Annotated in this window: 19 protein-coding genes; all 19 read left to right on the forward strand. The window is 48.1% G+C overall.

All coding sequences use genetic code 11. The annotated features are described in order from the left end of the window. A partial coding sequence (locus B5D20_RS13935; protein WP_200803510.1) for a methyl-accepting chemotaxis domain-containing protein occupies nucleotides 1-336 on the forward strand: 336 nt, incomplete at its 5' end. A gap of 63 nt (nucleotides 337-399) precedes the next feature. Further along, entirely contained in the window at nucleotides 400-1,206 is an 807-nt protein-coding gene (locus B5D20_RS12140) for a CheR family methyltransferase (RefSeq protein ID WP_078666484.1), read from the forward strand. A gap of 33 nt (nucleotides 1,207-1,239) precedes the next feature. Continuing rightward, nucleotides 1,240-2,388 carry an HD domain-containing phosphohydrolase gene (locus tag B5D20_RS12145; RefSeq protein WP_078666485.1) on the forward strand — a complete coding sequence of 383 codons (1,149 nt, stop codon included), beginning with the start codon at nucleotides 1,240-1,242 and terminating at the stop codon, nucleotides 2,386-2,388. A gap of 153 nt (nucleotides 2,389-2,541) precedes the next feature. Beyond that, nucleotides 2,542-2,766 (forward strand): hypothetical protein, encoded by a 225-nt coding sequence (locus B5D20_RS12150; RefSeq protein ID WP_078666486.1) that lies wholly within the window; start codon nucleotides 2,542-2,544, stop codon nucleotides 2,764-2,766. 626 nt (nucleotides 2,767-3,392) lie between these two features. After that, nucleotides 3,393-5,198, forward strand: coding sequence for an FTR1 family protein (locus tag B5D20_RS12155; RefSeq protein ID WP_078666487.1), 1,806 nt, complete (start codon nucleotides 3,393-3,395; stop codon nucleotides 5,196-5,198). 120 nt (nucleotides 5,199-5,318) lie between these two features. Continuing rightward, the gene (locus B5D20_RS12160; RefSeq protein WP_078666488.1) at nucleotides 5,319-6,245 is read left to right on the forward strand and encodes an MBL fold metallo-hydrolase; all 927 of its coding nucleotides are present in this window, start codon (nucleotides 5,319-5,321) and stop codon (nucleotides 6,243-6,245) included. Between the two features lie 125 nt (nucleotides 6,246-6,370). Then, nucleotides 6,371-7,879, forward strand: a complete 1,509-nt coding sequence (locus B5D20_RS12165; RefSeq protein ID WP_078666489.1) for a long-chain-fatty-acid--CoA ligase — start codon at nucleotides 6,371-6,373, stop codon at nucleotides 7,877-7,879. 64 nt (nucleotides 7,880-7,943) lie between these two features. Next, nucleotides 7,944-8,531, forward strand: a complete 588-nt coding sequence (locus B5D20_RS12170) for a TetR/AcrR family transcriptional regulator (RefSeq protein ID WP_078666490.1) — start codon at nucleotides 7,944-7,946, stop codon at nucleotides 8,529-8,531. Between the two features lie 121 nt (nucleotides 8,532-8,652). Then, a complete protein-coding gene (locus tag B5D20_RS12175; protein ID WP_078666491.1) occupies nucleotides 8,653-10,002 on the forward strand; it encodes a TldD/PmbA family protein in 1,350 nt (449 codons plus the stop codon). A 100-nt stretch (nucleotides 10,003-10,102) separates the two neighbouring features. Beyond that, a complete protein-coding gene (gene aroQ, locus B5D20_RS12180; RefSeq protein ID WP_078666492.1) occupies nucleotides 10,103-10,552 on the forward strand; it encodes a type II 3-dehydroquinate dehydratase in 450 nt (149 codons plus the stop codon). Continuing rightward, on the forward strand, nucleotides 10,549-11,622 hold the full coding sequence (locus tag B5D20_RS12185; protein WP_078666493.1) for a M24 family metallopeptidase: 1,074 nt from the start codon (nucleotides 10,549-10,551) through the stop codon (nucleotides 11,620-11,622). The genes aroQ and B5D20_RS12185 overlap by 4 nt, the downstream gene beginning before the upstream one ends. A 27-nt stretch (nucleotides 11,623-11,649) precedes the next feature. After that, nucleotides 11,650-12,207, forward strand: coding sequence for an elongation factor P (gene efp, locus B5D20_RS12190; RefSeq protein WP_078666494.1), 558 nt, complete (start codon nucleotides 11,650-11,652; stop codon nucleotides 12,205-12,207). A gap of 58 nt (nucleotides 12,208-12,265) precedes the next feature. Then, nucleotides 12,266-12,733: a CD1247 N-terminal domain-containing protein gene (locus tag B5D20_RS12195; protein WP_078666495.1), complete on the forward strand. Its 468-nt coding sequence runs from the start codon at nucleotides 12,266-12,268 to the stop codon at nucleotides 12,731-12,733. A gap of 105 nt (nucleotides 12,734-12,838) precedes the next feature. Further along, the gene (gene spoIIIAA / locus B5D20_RS12200; RefSeq protein ID WP_423230536.1) at nucleotides 12,839-13,759 is read left to right on the forward strand and encodes a stage III sporulation protein AA; all 921 of its coding nucleotides are present in this window, start codon (nucleotides 12,839-12,841) and stop codon (nucleotides 13,757-13,759) included. 12 nt (nucleotides 13,760-13,771) lie between these two features. Further along, entirely contained in the window at nucleotides 13,772-14,293 is a 522-nt protein-coding gene (locus tag B5D20_RS12205; protein WP_078666497.1) for a hypothetical protein, read from the forward strand. Between the two features lie 14 nt (nucleotides 14,294-14,307). Continuing rightward, nucleotides 14,308-14,514: a stage III sporulation protein AC gene (gene spoIIIAC, locus B5D20_RS12210; protein WP_078666498.1), complete on the forward strand. Its 207-nt coding sequence runs from the start codon at nucleotides 14,308-14,310 to the stop codon at nucleotides 14,512-14,514. A 13-nt stretch (nucleotides 14,515-14,527) separates the two neighbouring features. Beyond that, on the forward strand, nucleotides 14,528-14,914 hold the full coding sequence (gene spoIIIAD / locus B5D20_RS12215) for a stage III sporulation protein AD (RefSeq protein ID WP_078666499.1): 387 nt from the start codon (nucleotides 14,528-14,530) through the stop codon (nucleotides 14,912-14,914). 10 nt (nucleotides 14,915-14,924) lie between these two features. Further along, nucleotides 14,925-16,076: a stage III sporulation protein AE gene (gene spoIIIAE, locus B5D20_RS12220; protein ID WP_078666500.1), complete on the forward strand. Its 1,152-nt coding sequence runs from the start codon at nucleotides 14,925-14,927 to the stop codon at nucleotides 16,074-16,076. Between the two features lie 11 nt (nucleotides 16,077-16,087). After that, the gene (locus B5D20_RS12225; protein ID WP_078666501.1) at nucleotides 16,088-16,651 is read left to right on the forward strand and encodes a stage III sporulation protein AF; all 564 of its coding nucleotides are present in this window, start codon (nucleotides 16,088-16,090) and stop codon (nucleotides 16,649-16,651) included. Nucleotides 16,652-16,812 lie beyond the last annotated feature (161 nt).

Raw genomic sequence — 16,812 nt, forward strand, 5'->3', positions numbered from 1 at the left:
CGGGTAGCCCATGTAAAACAGATGGGAGAACAGATATCTGTAGCCAGCCGTGAACAGGCAAAAGCAGCGGAACAGATTACTGTTGCAATTGAAGATATAGCAAATCAGACCGTGCAAGTGGCTGGTGCAATGCAGAAAATGGGTGAAGAACAGGGTAAGGTGGTAGAAAGCTTGAAAGAGATTGACAAGGTCTTAAAAGATTTGACTATGGATGTCAATAAAGATACTGTTAACCCAGTTTATCAAATGGATAAAAAAATAGAAGAATTGCTAAAGGTGGTTAATGAAGTAAAAGAAAAGTCTATGAAATTAATGCTAAACTACAATAGAATATAAGGAATGAAGGACTAGCAATGCTTTTTTAGCATTGCTAGTCCTTTTCGAGATGGGGGGCGACGAATGAAAAGTTTGCTAAGAGATACAATTTATCAACTAACTGGTAATGTATTAAGTAATAGCAAAATAGATCGTATCGAAAATCAATTAGTAAAAATATACAATCTAAAGACAACTGAATTAAATGAATTTATTACTTCGAATTTAAAAACCTCAGAGTTTAGAAAAATATTAATCGATTTAGCTACAATAAATGAAACTTATTTTTTTAGAGAAGAGCATTTGTTGGATACCATGATATATTTGTTGAAAAAGTCTCCTTTTTATAAAGATATTTTTATTTGGAGTGCTGCGGCGTCTACTGGTGAGGAAGCATATAGTATAGCAATAAAAATTTTAGAGTCTGGGTTAATATTGCCGAATACCAACTGGCAAATAGTTGGTACAGATATAAACCCGTTAAATATCGAAAAAGCTCGTCAAGGCTGTTACAATAAAAATAGTTTTACTTTCAGACAAGTAAAAAATGAAAAATTAATAAAAAAATATTTTAGTAGGCACCCGGATAACCATGATATTCTTATAGTTAAAGATAGTATAAAGAACCATGTAATTTTTCATGTAGCTAATTTAATAAATTTAAGTGATCTAGAAACAAAAATTGGCAATATTAAATTTAATATAGTCTTTTTGAAAAATGTATTATTTTATTTTGATTCCGATAATAAAAAAATTGTTTTGGATAATATATATAATTTTATGGAAAGAAATAGTTATCTTATTTTAGGTTCCTCTGAGTCAATATACAACATAAAACATAATTTTATCAGATATGAAATTAATAACTCTATTGTTTATAAAAAAATATAGGAGGCTATAAGAAGATTTTAAGGTGGTAACGCTATGAGATATGAGTTATTTGAGAAAATTTATGATATTGATTCGAACATGAATATTAAGGAAATTTTATTAGCTACTATCAAGTCGATAGTACAGGCAATCGGGGAAAGAGATCGGTATACGAGAAAACATTCAGAGAATGTAGCAGCATATGCTAAGATAATTGCTAATGAGCTAAGACTTTCTCAGGATGAAATCGAAAAGATTTATTTGGCGGGATTATTTCATGATATAGGTAAGATAGGGATTCCAGATTATATACTGAATAAGCCGGGGAAATTAAACGATGAAGAATTAATGTTTATCAAGGAGCATCCTCGAATAGCCTGTCGTATTTTGGAAAGCTTTGATATTTTTAAGGATATTTTACCTGCAATTGAGCAACATCATGAACAGTGGAACGGTAGTGGATATCCCTTTGGCTTGATTGGGGAATCGATAGATCTAGGGGCAAGAATTATTGCGGTTGCAGATGCCTTTGATGCCATGATTACTGATCGGGTATATAGAAAGGGAATGAAGCAGGATGAAGCAATAGATAACTTAATCAAAGGTGCCGGTCAACAATGGGATCCTGAAATTGTGGACGTATTTGTCCGCTGGTGGGAAAAAATGTATAATCCTCAAGGTAAACATGACTGGAAACTAAAATACGTAAGAACTATATACAAGGATTTTTTAAATGATGCAACAGAAGGCAAGGTTATTCTTTTAGATGAAAGCGATATTGAAAAGTACAAAGAAGATTATAAAGTTTACGGTGAAATGCCAGTTTTATACTATCGGGACCTGATTGAGGCCAGAAAGCTTTTTAATGAATTTCTGGATCAATTAGATATTAACAAAGAAAAACAGCGTATTTACATTCTTGTTTTTTCAGAACTGGTAAACAATATTTTAAAACATGCTGAACGCGGTATGGTAGAATGGGGGATTGACAATTTTGATGATTTGGTTTTGACTGTTAATGATTATGGTCCCGGGTTTTTGCTGGAAAAGCTGCCACAAAGTTTGTTAATCAGTGGTTTTTGTACCACAAATACACTAAAATCAGTTGGATTAGGGTTGCCGTTTGTGTTAAAATATTGTAAAAAGTTAACAATTGCCAATTGCTCAGGTGGTACCTTTATTTCTGTAAAGCTGACTAAATAAACAGACTGTCGGCAAGATGTCGGCAGTCATTTTGCTTTTCTGTGTTTGAATTTTCAACAATTTCACAAAAGAAGCTGTCGAAAAGGGAGAGAATGCCGAGGCCTTAAACGAACTAGTCAGGTCAGGAAAGCAATGCAGAAGGCAAAACGGTAGATGGATGCTAAAAAAAGAGCTGAAGGACACATTATTGATTCAGCAACCATTCTCCCGCGGGAAGGCTTTGAAGCGTTGCTGGTTTTCGCAGCATTAATCGCATTTTTGCGCAAGGCCGGTCAAAGTGACAAGGGGAAATATCTCCTGGCAGCTCAGGGAGTATTGCTGGCAGCGGCAGTAGTAGCTCTGGTCTGGTCCTGGAAAAACAAACAAGCACAAAACTAAAGCTATTGCCGATAACTTCTAACTCCCTGCTCTGATAGCAGCGAGTTTTATGTTGGTCTGGCATGTTTATTGAGCCGATGGCTTGAAAGAAACCCTGTCACCTAACCAGCGGGAAGAAAACCCGTAAGCAAGGGCGTTACTAGCCAACAGTAGGATCTATTGGTGCGCCGAAGGGGGACTCTAAAACATAGCGCAAGCGAACCGGGGTTGGCTCGTCATGTGAGTAACCTTGAATAAAGTGGGAAAGAGAAAACTGCGGCTGGAAGGCCAAAAGGAACGGCTATCGAGGTGACGAAACTGTTGGAGAGTGAGTCCGCTCAGTTGGAGTAGCTTTCGGACAGAATCTGCAGGAGGAGCTGTGTCACCTTCATCACGAAATCAAAACCGGCACATATGAACCCAACCTGTATTGCGAGTAGAAATTCCGAAAGCGGACGGGACAAACGTCCGCTTTGGATACCTACTGTAAGAGACAGGGTAGTCCAGTAAGCCATACTCCAATATGACGTTTACCTACTTTATTTTGTTATAGCACAAATGGACTAAAAAAGGACTATAGCCATTGACAATGACTTTCATTAGCAGTATAATGCAATTGAAAATCATTATCATAAGGAGGAACAACAATGAAAGTCAAACAATGGCTAGCGGCATTAGGGGTGTCCACCATTTTGCTTACAACCAGCTCCGTCTGGGCCGCAACAAAAATGCCAGCAGAAGCTACTGCCAAAATCCCGGCTTTATTGCGTGTCCTGGAGGAAACGGAAGAGGCGGTAAAAAAGGGTGAAAATACCGAGGCTTTAAAGGAAATCAAGGAATTTTATGAGCTATACGAAGGAATTGAAACCCAGGTCAAGGCAGTAGCTGCTAAAGAACATGAGAAAATTGAGGAACATGTGGATGAGGTTAAAAAACTGCTGGCTGCCAAGCAGGTGAAAAGTGAAGAGGTAGAGCAACATCTTGAAGCGATTGCCGGTGAATTAAAAGAACTGTCCGGCCAGGAAGATGCTGCTGAAGGTAAGACAGTAGATGTGGCTGCCAAACAAAAAGAGTTAAAGGAAATCTTCGAAAAAGCGGAAGCAGCCGCAAAGGCAGGAGATTGGAATAAAGTAAAAGAGGAAATCGGGGAATTTTATCTGGGCTATGAAACCATTGAGAAACAGGTAGAGGTATCTAACCGGGAAGCCCATGAAGCTATTGAAGCAGGAGTAGATGAGATTAAATCCCTGTTGGCCCAGAATCCGGTTTCCGCAGAGAAGGTAAAAGAGGCCCTGGAAAAAATCGAATCCGGACTGGTTGCCATCGCACCGGCTGAGCAGAAAGCTGAAGGCAAAGTTAAAGTGCTGGCTGAGTTGCAGGAAAAACTGGAAGCAGCTTTGAAAGCTGTGGAAGAACAAAACTGGGAGAAAGCCAAAGCTGAACTGGCAGAATTCTATGAGAAATATGAAGTAATTGAGGCAGAAGTCAAAGCCAGTCAGAAAGGCTTGCACGAACAAATTGAAAATACCCTGGATGAAGCCAAGAAACTTTTAGCAACTTCTGCTCCTGAACAGGGAAAAATCAAGGAAAAGATAGAAGCCCTTGAGGCCCTGGTCAAGCAACTGAAAGAAGAAAAAGCCCCAGGGGAAGAAGCTCAGGTCCAAAAAGGCAATATGAGTGGCATAATCGATTCCGCCACTATTCTACTGCGGGAAGGTTTCGAGGCCTTGCTGGTGTTTGCAGCTTTACTGGCTTTTTTGCGCAAGGCTGGACAAAATGACAAAGTGAAATATCTTTATGCTGGCGCTATCCTCGGTGTTGTGGCCTCTTTCCTGGTGGCGTGGGTCTTTGGTGCAGCCTTTACTGCCAATGTGGCTAACCGGGAAATCGCTGAAGGGGTAATTTCTCTTATCGCAGCTGGCATGTTGTTCTATGTAAGTTACTGGTTAATCAGCAAAGCCAATGCTGAACAGTGGCAAAAATATATTTCCGGTCAGACGCAGGCGTCCCTGGCGCAAAATAATGTCCTGTCCCTGGCTTTTGTAGCCTTTCTGGCGGTATTCCGGGAAGGATTTGAAACAGTTCTGTTTTACGCTGCCCTGATCCCTCAGATTGGCTGGGCCAGTGCTGGTACCGGTATGGTTATTGCCACTGCCGCTCTGGCGGCTGTTGCCGTTGCCATTTTCGTCTTCGGGATGAAGGTTCCCATTAAACCTTTCTTCACCATTACCGGGGTCTTGCTCTATTATCTGGCCTTTAAATTTACCGGAGTGGGGATTCACGAATTGCAGGAAGGAAAGGTTGTTGGTGAAACGATCATTCCCTGGATTCCCAAAGTGCAAGGGATTGGCCTGTATCCTTCCATGGAATCCCTGGCAGCCCAGGGCCTATTGCTGGCAGCTGCTGTAATAGCATTAATCTGGGTATTAAAGAACAAACCTGCCCAGAATTAGGTTAATTCAAACTGCTCCCTGCTCAATAAAAGCAGGGAGTTTGCTTTTTGTCTTGCAGATTATGGTGGAATAGTATATACTTTTTTCCATGAACAGTTATTCATTAAGGGGGCAATGTAGATGCAACTGACAGTTCCTACACCTTTTCCGGTGGGGCCGGTTAACTTATATGCCTTACAGGGGGAAAAGGGTTTTTATTTAATTGATGCCGGGGTGGCGACCCCTGAAGCCCGGCAGCTGATTAAGGACTGGCTGCCTGCTCCTTTGCAGGGTATACTGGTTACCCATGGCCATCCCGACCATCTGGGGCTGGCAGCGGAAATAGCCCGTGAGCATAATTGTCCGGTCTACTTAAATGAAGATGAGTTTCAACGATTAAAGGAGCCCGGAAGCCAGGCTCTGGCCAGGGCGGAGCTGCTGATCCAGGGCGGCGTGCCAGGGGAGATGCTGGCGGAATTGACGGAAGTTTACCAGAAGTCGCGGCAATCCTATGTAGTGCCTTTGCAGGATGTAGAAGTAAGGGCATTAAAAGCCGGAGATGTTTTTGAAACGGTACAGGGCCCGCTGGAAACCCTGTTTACTCCCGGACACTCAGCGGGACATTGTTGTTTTTATCTGCGTCAGCATGGAATTCTCTATTCCGGGGATCACATTTTAAGCGATATTTCCCCCAATCCTATTCTGGACAAGGGTAAGGATGGCCAGCGGCGGCGGTCAATGCTGGAGTACTTGCAGAGCGTGGAAATGGTAGCAGCATTGCCGGTAAAGCTGGTCTATCCGGGACATGGCCAGCCCTTTACTGATCTGGCCGCGGTTCTGGAGCGGTTCCGTGACTATCATCAACAGCGGGAGCAAACGGTAATGGCAGCCCTGGATATCACGCCCCAAACTCCCTACCAAATAGCTTGCCAGGTGTATCCCGACATGAAGGCCCTGGATGTTTTCCTGGGCATCTCCAAGGTCTGGGGGCATCTGGACCTGCTAGAACAGGAAGGAAAAGTGACAGTAACCGCTAAAGATAATGTTCACTATTACAGCCTCCGTTAGGGGGCTGTTTTTGGCATTTCATGGACGATTTTCGACCTTTCGGCGAAATGAATATATTTTCAGAAAATAATACTTTACAATCAAAGGAGGGGAATGAGCGTTCATTCATAGGGAGGTAAGAGACAATGAACTTGCGGGAGAATTTATTTAATAGTGTACAGCAAAGGGGAGAGGCGGAGGCCTATACTTATCTTGGTAAAACCTGCTCCTACACGGAACTGGGACAGCAGGTAGCCAGGCTGGCGGGTAAATTGCGAGAACTCGGGGTTAAGGAAGATTGTTCTGTAGCTTTGATTTTGCCCAATTCGGCGGAATTTCTCATCACCTATTATGCTGTGGTTAGCCTGGGTGCCCGTGTGATTCCCATTAATCCCCTTTATACCAGAGATGAGATCGGCTATATTCTGATGGACAGTCAGTCTATCGGGGTTGTGACTTTACCACAGATTGCTGCAGCTTTGCTGGAGTATAGAGCTTACTTGCCGCATTTGAGCTGGATAATTGCCTGTGGAGAAAAGGTAGAGGGGGCCATTAGCTGGGCTGAGGCTTTAGAGGCAGTGCCTTTAACCAGCTGGCAGGAGCTACATGAAGATGATGTAGCGGTAATCCTCTACACCTCTGGCACCACCGGGAAGCCGAAGGGAGCTATGCTCACTCATAAAAATCTTTGTTCCAATGCAGAGTCATTACGGCATTATGTCCGGGCTACTGCAGATGATCGTTTTGTAGTTGTTTTGCCTATGTTCCATGTGTTTTGCATGACTGTCTGCATGAATATGGCCGTACTGGTAGGAAGTCCGATGTATATCCTGCCTAAATTCTCACCAGCTGAAGTGGTAAATGTGATCAGGGACTGGCAGGCAACAGTCTTTGCCGGGGTGCCGACGATGTACAATTTTATTATGCAAATTCCTAACGCTCGTCCGGAAGATTTTCGCAGTTTGCGGCTGGCCATTTCCGGGGGAGCTTCTTTGCCGGTAGAGCTGTTGCGCAATTTCGAAGCCAAATTCCGGACTATTATTCTGGAAGGTTATGGGCTCTCTGAAGCAAGTCCGGTAGTGTCCTTCAACCCCATTGATGGGGCCCGCAAACCTGGGTCCATTGGTTTGACCATTCCAGGGGTGGAGGTAAAAATTGTGGATGACAATGACCGCGAACTACCGGCAGGAGAAGTAGGAGAACTGGTTGTAAAGGGACCGAATGTCATGGCCGGTTATTTCAATAATCCAGCAGCTACGGCGGAAGCCCTGCGGAACGGCTGGCTGCATACCGGCGATTTAGCCCGGCGGGATGAAGAGGGTTATCTCTATATTGTAGACCGCAAAAAGGACATGGTCATCGTTGGTGGCTACAATGTTTATCCCCGGGAAGTGGAAGAGGTCTTATATCAGATACCCCAGGTGCTAGAAGCGGCGGTAATCGGTGTGCCAGATCCGGATTATGGTGAAGCGGTAGTGGCCTTTGTCGCTACTAAAGCTGGTCAAACTTTAACTGAGGAAGAGGTTTTAGAGCATTGTCGCCAGCATTTGGCTAAATATAAAGTGCCGGCCAAAATAATTATTACGCCGGAGCTTCCCAAAAACAGCACTGGCAAAATTTTGCGGCGGGTGTTGAAAGAGCAGCTCGGGGCTTGACAAATGGCCTTTCCTTGGCTAACATGATAGAGAACCAGAAAAATGATTGGGTGGGGGCAGAGAGATGGCAAAGAAAAAGGGAGAGAAGTATGAGGCCATCCTCGATGCTGCGGTAAAAGTGATTGCTGCCAATGGCTATGCCAACTCCCAGGTCAGCAAGATTGCCCGGGAAGCCGGGGTAGCCGATGGAACCATTTATCTCTATTTCGACAGCAAAGAGGAAATTCTCATTGATTTGTTCAATGAGTTTATGGGCCAGTTTATTGAAGAAGTGCGCCAGGAAATCGCAGCAATGCCGGATGTGGTTAGCAAACTGCGTAAACTGGTGGAGGCTCATCTGACCAAGCTGGAAGCCAGTCCGGATCTGGCCACAGTCACCCAGGTGGAATTGCGCCAGTCCGACCCGCGCTTGCGCCTGGCTCTAGGGGAAACCCTGCGCGGTTATTTCCGTTTGATCGAAGAGCTGATTGAAGAAGGGAAGGCCCAGGGGGTTTTTGCCCCTGATCTGAATAAATATCTGGCCCGGCAAATGATCTTTGGCACCCTGGATGATATTGTTACTCGCTGGGTCTGGAGCCGTCGCCATTACAGTCTGGCGGCCCAGGTACCACAGGTTTTCCAAATGCTGCTACACGGTCTTTGTGGCCGTTAGCATATACCTACCCCCTATCTTTTCGGTTTGGCCCCTTTCGGGCCGTTTTTTCTTTCAGGCAGGAATACGGGCCAGGATGATGAATTATACTAAGCAGAAGATAAAGAAAGGAGTTGGCCGGATGAAACAGGAAGAACTCCTGCGTATAGGGGAACAGGCTCTGGCGTATTTGAAAAAAGCGGGAACGGTGGAAGGGGAAATTTATCTCTCCTCTTCCCGGGAATTGTCAGTAGATGTGGCGAATAGCCAGGTGGAAACCCTGAAAATGGCGGAGGAACAGGGTTTGGGAATTAGAGTGTTTCGGGAAGGCAAACTGGGGTTTGCCTATACCAGTGACTTTTCGCCTGCTGCTGTGCAAAGGGCAGTGGAGCAGGCGCTGGCTAATGCCGTACATACTGCGGCTGACCCGGCCTATGGCCTGCCGGAAAACGCTAAGGACTATCCTGAGCTTCAATTACTAGACCCCCTGCTGGCGCAGACGCCGGTTGAAACCAAAATCGAACTGGCTAAAAGGGTGGAGGCGCAAGCCCATGCCGCTGATCCGCGGGTAAAAATCACTGAGTCCTGCGGGTATTCCGAAAGCCAGTACACCATCGCCATTGTCAATACCAGAGGGCTGAAGGCCAGTTATGAGGGAGGCTACTGTGGGGCTTATGCCTTTGTAGTGGCTGAAGATAAGGGGGAAGCCCAGACTGGATATCACTTTAATTATGCTCTGGATTTTAACAGCCTGAACCCGGAAGAAATCGGGCGGGAAGCGGGTTTGCAGGCAGCCCGCATGCTGGGAGCAGAACCTCTTACCACTGCGACCATGCCAGTGGTATTTGCTCCCCGCATTGCTACCGCTTTCCTGGGCGTGCTGGCTCCGGCTTTGTCCGCAGAGGCCGTTCAAAAAGGCAAGTCCCTCTTTGCCGGCAAAATCGGCAGCAATGTAGCGGCACCGCTGGTTACTCTTATTGATGACGGACGACGGCCAGGAGCGATTATGTCCGCTCCCTTTGACGGGGAAGGAGTGCCTTCCCAGGAGACCATCCTGATTCAGGCCGGGCGACTGGACAGCTTTTTATACAACACTTATGCAGCCCGCAAGGAAGGCAAACAGTCTACTGGAAATGGTCAGCGGCCCAGTGGGTTTAAAGGCACTCCTGAAATCGGTACTACCAATTTCTTTCTCGCACCTGGACCCGTCAGTCCTGAGCAGCTGCTGGCAGAGATTGAATATGGTTTCTATGTCACGGAAGTAATGGGCATGCATACAGCCAACCCCATTTCCGGGGATTTTTCCGTTGGAGCAGCCGGTTTCCTGATTGAGAAAGGCCAGTTAACCAAACCGGTACGGGGAGTGGCACTGGCCGGCAATCTGGCTGAGCTACTGCAAAAAATCGATGCCATTGCTGATGACCTGACCTTTTTTGGCGGCAAAGGCTCACCAACTGTGCGCATTCAAGCCATGCCCGTCAGTGGCAAGTAGCAGTCTGGCATGTCGGATTTTTTCCGGCATGCTTCTTTATTCCCTTGACTACTTGTGGTAAAATATTGTACTGATGGGTTTAAGACAGGTGGTGAAAAGGATGAAAAAAGTTCTGGTTTTAAATGGACCAAATCTAAATTTGCTGGGGATCAGAGAACCAGGGGTTTACGGGGAAACTACCCTGGTGGAGATCAACCGTATGATGGAAAAACTGGGGCGCCAGTTTGGCCTGGAGCTGGAGTTTTTTCAGTCCAATCACGAGGGCAGTTTGATTGACCGCATTCACCAGGCCTATGGCCGCTGTCAGGCTATTATTATCAATCCCGGGGCCCTGACTCATTACAGTTTTGCCCTGCGGGATGCCCTGAAAGCGGTGAATCTGCCGGTAGTGGAGGTGCACCTGACCAATATCCATGCCCGGGAACATTTCCGGCAGCTTTCGGTTATTGCCGATGTAGCAGCTGGAACCATATGCGGGTTCGGGCCGGAAAGCTACATGCTGGCAGTGCAGGCAGTTGCGGCTTTACTGGCCAAGGAGGAAAATCAATGAATTCAAGAGTACATAAGTTGAGACAATATTTGCAACAGGAAAAACTGGAGGGCTATCTGGTCAACCGGCCGGAGAACCGCCGCTACCTCAGCGGTTTTACCGGCAGTAATGGCTGGTTGTTGATTACGGAAAAGGATACCCTGCTGTTGACGGATTTTCGCTATCTAGAACAGGCTGCAGCCCAGGCGGATGGCTGGCAGGTAATCGACCTGGGCAATCAGCCCATGGAAAAACTGGTGCAGACCATCAGGGAGACCGGTATCAGTAATGTAGGTTTTGAAGCGGATTTTCTGCCCTATAAACAGGGACAAACCCTGCAGGAAAAACTTAAGCCCCTGGAACTGGTGGCCCGGGAAGGGCTGGTGGAACGGCTGCGCTGGCTCAAAGATGAACAGGAGCTGGCTCTGATCGAAAAAGCAGTACATATTGCCGACCAGGCCTTTGAGCGCTTGCTACCTGTAATTAAACCCGGGATTTCGGAACTGGAACTGGCTCTGGAATTGGAATTTATTCTGCGGCGGCTGGGCAGTGAAGGGCTGGCTTTTCCTTCTATCGTGGCCTCCGGGCCCCGTTCTTCCTTGCCTCATGCTACTCCCAGCCAACGGCAGCTGCAGGCCGGGGATTTCCTCAAACTGGATTTTGGGGCAGTCTGGCAGGGTTATCATTCGGATATGACCCGAACAGTGGTGCTGGGGAAAGCCACGGCAGAACAGAAAAAAGTTTATGAAACCGTGCTGGCGGCGCAGCTACAGGCTCTGGCTGTCATCCGGCCGGGATTAACAGGACGGGAAGTGGACAAAGTGGCCCGGGATCTGATCAGCGCTGCCGGTTATGGCCGGAATTTTGGCCATGGTCTGGGCCACAGTCTGGGTCTGGTGATCCATGAAGAACCACGCCTTTCTCCCCAGGGAGATGTGACCCTTGCTCCCGGGATGGTATTGACTGTTGAACCGGGAATTTACCTGCCCGGCTGGGGTGGGGTAAGGATTGAGGATGTGGTTGTTGTTACTCCTGAGGGTTGCCGGGTGTTGACCAAAGCTCCGAAGACCCTTTTGGAAATAGAACTCTAGAGATAAAACAGGAGGTTGAGTTAACAGATGATTTCTTCCAACGATTTTCGTAATGGCATGACCATTGAGGTCGAAGGAGATGTTTATCAGATCGTGGAATTTCAGCACGTCAAACCGGGTAAGGGTGCTGCTTTTGTGCGCACCAAGCTGAAAAATGTGCGTACCGGTGCTGTCATTGAGAGAACTTTCAATGCCGGAGAGAAAGTGCCCAAAGCCCATGTGGAACGGAAAGAAATGCAGTATCTCTATAATGATGGCGAAAACTACAACTTTATGGATATGGAAACCTATGACCAGGTCATGTTGTCCAAAGAGCAACTGGGAGATGCCATCAAGTGGCTTAAAGACAATATGAATATCCATGTGTTGATGTTCCAGGGACAGACCATCGGGGTAGAAGTGCCCAATTTTGTAGAACTGAAAGTAGTGGATACTCCGCCGGGAATCAAGGGTGATACTGCTTCCGGCGGTTCCAAACCGGCCACTCTGGAAACCGGAGCGGTGGTACAGGTGCCCTTCTTTGTGGAAACCGGTGATGTCCTGCAAATCGATACCCGGACCGGCACCTATATCAAACGGGTATAATTGTTGACCTGGCGGGAAAACCTAAGGGGCAGGATTGAAAGAGAAAGGGGATGAAAATATGAAAACCCTGAAACAACGGGTAAGCTATCTCAAAGGACTGGCAGATGGGCTGAATATCAATAGTGAAACCAGGGAAGGGCGTTTGCTGGTAGAAGTCATCGATGTGCTCAGGCATATGGCCGAGAAGATCGATGAACTGGATGAAGCCTATGAAGAACTGGCTGATTATGTAGAGTCCATTGATGAGGATCTGGAAGAGCTGGAAGAGGAGCTGGATACTGTCTGCGACTGTGGCCATGACCATGATGAGTTTGAAGATCTGGATGAAGATGAATTTGTCGATGTGGAATGCCCCAACTGCCATGAAATAGTGGCCTTTGAACGGGATATCATTGATGATGAGGATTTGATTGAAGTAACCTGCCCCAATTGTGACACAGTAGTGTTTGTTAATGACCAGGATGTAGACTGGTCAGAAGTGGAAAAAGCTGGCCAACAAGCCAGAGCTGAAGAAGAAGACATTTAAATTTAATATGCTGCAACGGAAAACCTGGAGGCGATTTGCCTTCAGGTTTTTTTCATGCTGGCATAAAGTAGACAAGTTCGCATATACATGGGTACAGAAAGGGGGGTGAGGGGGTTGGAAAAGATAGCAGCCTGGCTGGCTCCTAACCTGGCTGCAGCGGTGCTGACAGTACCGCCTGAGCGCTGGCCCCTGGTGGAGGAAATCCGGTTGCGGGCTGGGCGACCGCTGCAGCTGCGGCTGGGAGATGAGGAGATGTGGCCGCGACTGGAAGGAGAGCCGGTACTGGTTACCGCTGAGGATATTGCCCGGACCCTGAATATAATGACGGCTGCTTCCATTTATGCCTATGAGGCGGAATTGAGCAAGGGATATCTTACCCTACCCGGTGGACACCGGGTGGGTATTGCCGGCAAGGTGCTAAGGGACGGCAACAAAATCCGGGGTTTTCAGCATTTCGGTTCCCTCAATATCCGCCTGGCCCGGCAGTATCCAGGGGTAGGAGAAAAGCTATTGCCCCAGTTGCTGGATAAAGTAACAGGCAGACTTCATAGCACCCTGATTATCTCGCCACCGCGCTGTGGGAAAACCACTTTGCTCAGAGATTTAGTCAGGCTGGCTAGTAGCGGCTGGCCGGCAGCCGGACTGGCCCCTCTGACTGTGGGCCTGGTGGACGAGCGGTCGGAAATTGCCGGCTGTTATCAAGGGATACCTCAGCTGGAAGTTGGCCCCCGCACCGATGTGCTGGATGGCTGTCCTAAAGCGGAAGGGCTGTCTATGTTAATTCGCACCATGGGGCCGGAACTGGTAGTCTGTGATGAAATCGGAACTGCTGCTGACCAGCAGGCGTTGCTGGAAGCAGCCAATAACGGGGCAATTTTGCTGGCCAGTATCCATGGGGCCGGGATCAACGATCTGGCCCGCCGGCCGTTTGGACGGGAATTGCTGGCCCTGCGCCTTTTCCAGAGAATCGTAGTGTTAAGCCGCCGGGAAGGGCCGGGGACAGTGGAAAAAGTTTACCTGCGCTGAGGAGGTGAAATTATGTGGCTGAAACTGGCCGGGATGCTGCTGGTAGTGGGGTCATCCTCAGCAGCCGGATTGACTATAGCTGGACAGCTGCGAAAAAGACCCCAGCTGCTGGCGGCCTTGCAGAACGGTTTACAGGTCCTGGAAACCCAGATCGTTTTCGGGGCGGTGCCATTAGCGGATGCTTTTTTGCATTGCGGAGCAGTGAATCAGGGGGCAGTAGGAGAGCTGTTTTTGCTGGCTGCCGCCAAAATGCAGGGAAACAAAGGTAAAACCGGTGGCGAAGTCTGGCAAGAGGCTGTAGAAGACTGGTGGCGGAACCAGCCTTTAACCCCTGTTGACCGGGAGGTGCTGGCCAGTCTGGGAGGCAGTCTGGGCAATTCTGACCGCCTGGACCAGGCCAAACATCTGGCCCTGGTTCGCCAGCAATTAGCCCAGCAGGAGGAAGTAGCCAGGGCAGCAGCCCGGCGCTATTGCCGGCCGGTCAGTTATCTGGGCTTACTGGGGGGCCTGGCTCTTACCATATTATTGCTCTGACGGGAGGTATAAACATGAAAATCGTCAATTTACAGCTCTTGTTTCAAATTGCTGGCCTGGGCGTGTTACTGATGGTGATTATGGCTGTATTGAAAGAGGCTAAAAATGAGGAGATCGGCAAAATGGCGGTACTGGCCGGGATAGTAATGGTGCTGGTGGTAGTAGTCAAGCTGCTGGGGGACCTGTTCCAGGAAGTCAAAAGCGTCTTTATGCTCTACTGACGGGGTGAGGGCGATGGAAATCATACAGGTAGTAGGAGTGGCCCTGCTGGCCAGTTTGCTGATTCTGGTGTTAAAACAGATTCGGCCGGAACTGGCCCTGTTTGTCACTCTGGTTGTAGCAGCGGGCTTGTTTGGCCTGGTTCTTACCAAGGTGGGAGCAATTTTTGATATTCTGCAACAGCTGGCCAGTAAAGCCAATGTCAACCAGGCTTACCTGGGGACGGTGCTGAAAATAATCGGCATCGCTTATATAGCTGAATTCGGGGCCCAGGTTTGCCGGGATGCGGGAGAAGGAGCCATTGCTGGCAAGGTAGAGCTGGTAGCCAAAATCCTGATTCTGATCCTGGCGGTGCCGGTCATTCTGGCCATCATCCAGTCGGTCCTGGGGCTGATGCCATGAGGTGAAGAATATGAAAAGAAAACTGTTAATAATTCTGTTATTAGTCAGCCTGGTTCTGGCGGCTGGAATCCAGCCGGTACTGGCCGCCAGCCCGGAAAATCAGGTGGATCTCAGTGGCTTGCAGGAATACCTGGCTCGCATAGACCGGGAGCTGGCCCCCTATATGCCCCAGATCAATTTTCGGAATCTGCTGGAGAGTTTGAAACGGGGCGAGTGGTCTCTCGGTGTGGGACAAGTATTGAGTGGATTGCTTAGTTTTTTCTCCCGCCAGCTTCTGGCCAACCTGAAACTGCTGGGTCAATTGCTGGTGCTAGGGGTCCTGCTGGGGTTAACGCGGACGGTAGCTGATTCCCTGGAAAACAAGGGAGTGGCGGAAACAGCGGCGGCTATCATCTATTTAGTAGTGTTCACGATTGTTTTGAAAACCTTTGCCGTTACGGCTGGAGTTGCAATTGATGGAGTTAAGGAAATGACCCGGTTTATTCAGATTCTGGCACCTGTACTGTTAACCCTGGTGGTATTAACCGGCTCCTTTCTCGGTTCCTCCTTTTTCAGTACTATGCTGGTGGGAGCGGCAACCCTTACCGCTACTTTGATGGAATTTGTGGTAATACCTCTCATTGGTCTGGCTGCTTTACTGGGACTGGTTAATGAGGTAACCGGCAAAGTTCAAGTCAGCAAACTGGCCGGGTTACTGCGTACCGGTGCAGTTTTTGCTATCGGCCTTTTGATGACGGTGGTACTGGGCATTATATCCGTCCAGGGGGTAGGCAGTGGTGTAGCTGACGGGGTAGCTTTGCGAACGGCCAAATTTGCCACCGATGCTCTGGTCCCGGTGGTAGGTGGCATGCTCAGTGATGCTGTGGAAACGGTGGTGAGCGGGGCGGTTCTGATGAAAAGTGCAGTGGGTTTAACCGGCCTGGTTATTATTGCTCTCCTGGCCGTACTGCCCGCCTTAAAAATCCTGGCAGTTACTTTTACCCTGAAACTGGCGGCAGCTCTCCTGCAACCTTTGAGTGCCGGTAAACTGGCGGATGCCTTAGAGCAGGTAGACACAAGCCTGACCCTGATGTTCGGGGCGGTTGCTATTACCGGTTTAATGTTCTTCTTGATGATTTCCGGCTTGATCGCTGCCAGCAATCTGGCTACTGCCTTGCGCTAAGGAGGGGAAATATGGAGCTCTTGCGACAGATTGTAGGACAACTTCTGGTTTTGTCCTTGCTGGCCTTGCTGCTGGAGCTGCTCTTGCCCCGCAGTGGCCTGAAAGGGACTGTACGTCTGGTAATCGGCCTCTTCTTGCTGGTTACAGTGCTAGAACCAATTCTGGGACTAGTCAAGGAAGACTGGAGCAGCCGCTTACAGGCTTTTAGCGGAGGCGGCCTGCCACAAATTGAGACAGCCCTGCGGGAAGGGGAGCGATTACGTCAGGAAGCTCTGGCTGAAAGTGAAAACAGGCTGAAGGAACAACTGTCTCAGCAGGTTAGTGCAGTAGCCGAAAGCATAACCGGTGCCAGGGTGGATAAAATCGATGTCCGGTTGGATACCAGCGGGGGAAAAGTTCAATTACAGGAGCTGACTGTCCAGCTGGAAGCACAGGGGCTGGCCGAGCATCAGAGTGTGGATGTAATGGCCCGGGGTGAGAGCGGGGCAGGGGTGGATACCCGACGCCTGGCGAAAACTCTGGCCCGGCTGTATGGACTTGACCCCGGGCTAATAAAAATAACGGTGGGGAGGTAAGCAGCAGCTTCAGAAAACTAGACTATAATTGATTGTATTTAACTGTTTTGCTACAATAAAAAAATGGAACTATTATCCATTGGAGAAGCAGCAAAGTCCGGCAGGGTTTCGGGGAGCTGATCAGGAATGCCAAAGAAACACGAGAAGAACAAATTTAGCAT

Origin of the sequence: Carboxydocella sporoproducens DSM 16521, from assembly GCF_900167165.1 — a bacterium.
In the GTDB taxonomy this organism is placed as follows: domain Bacteria; phylum Bacillota.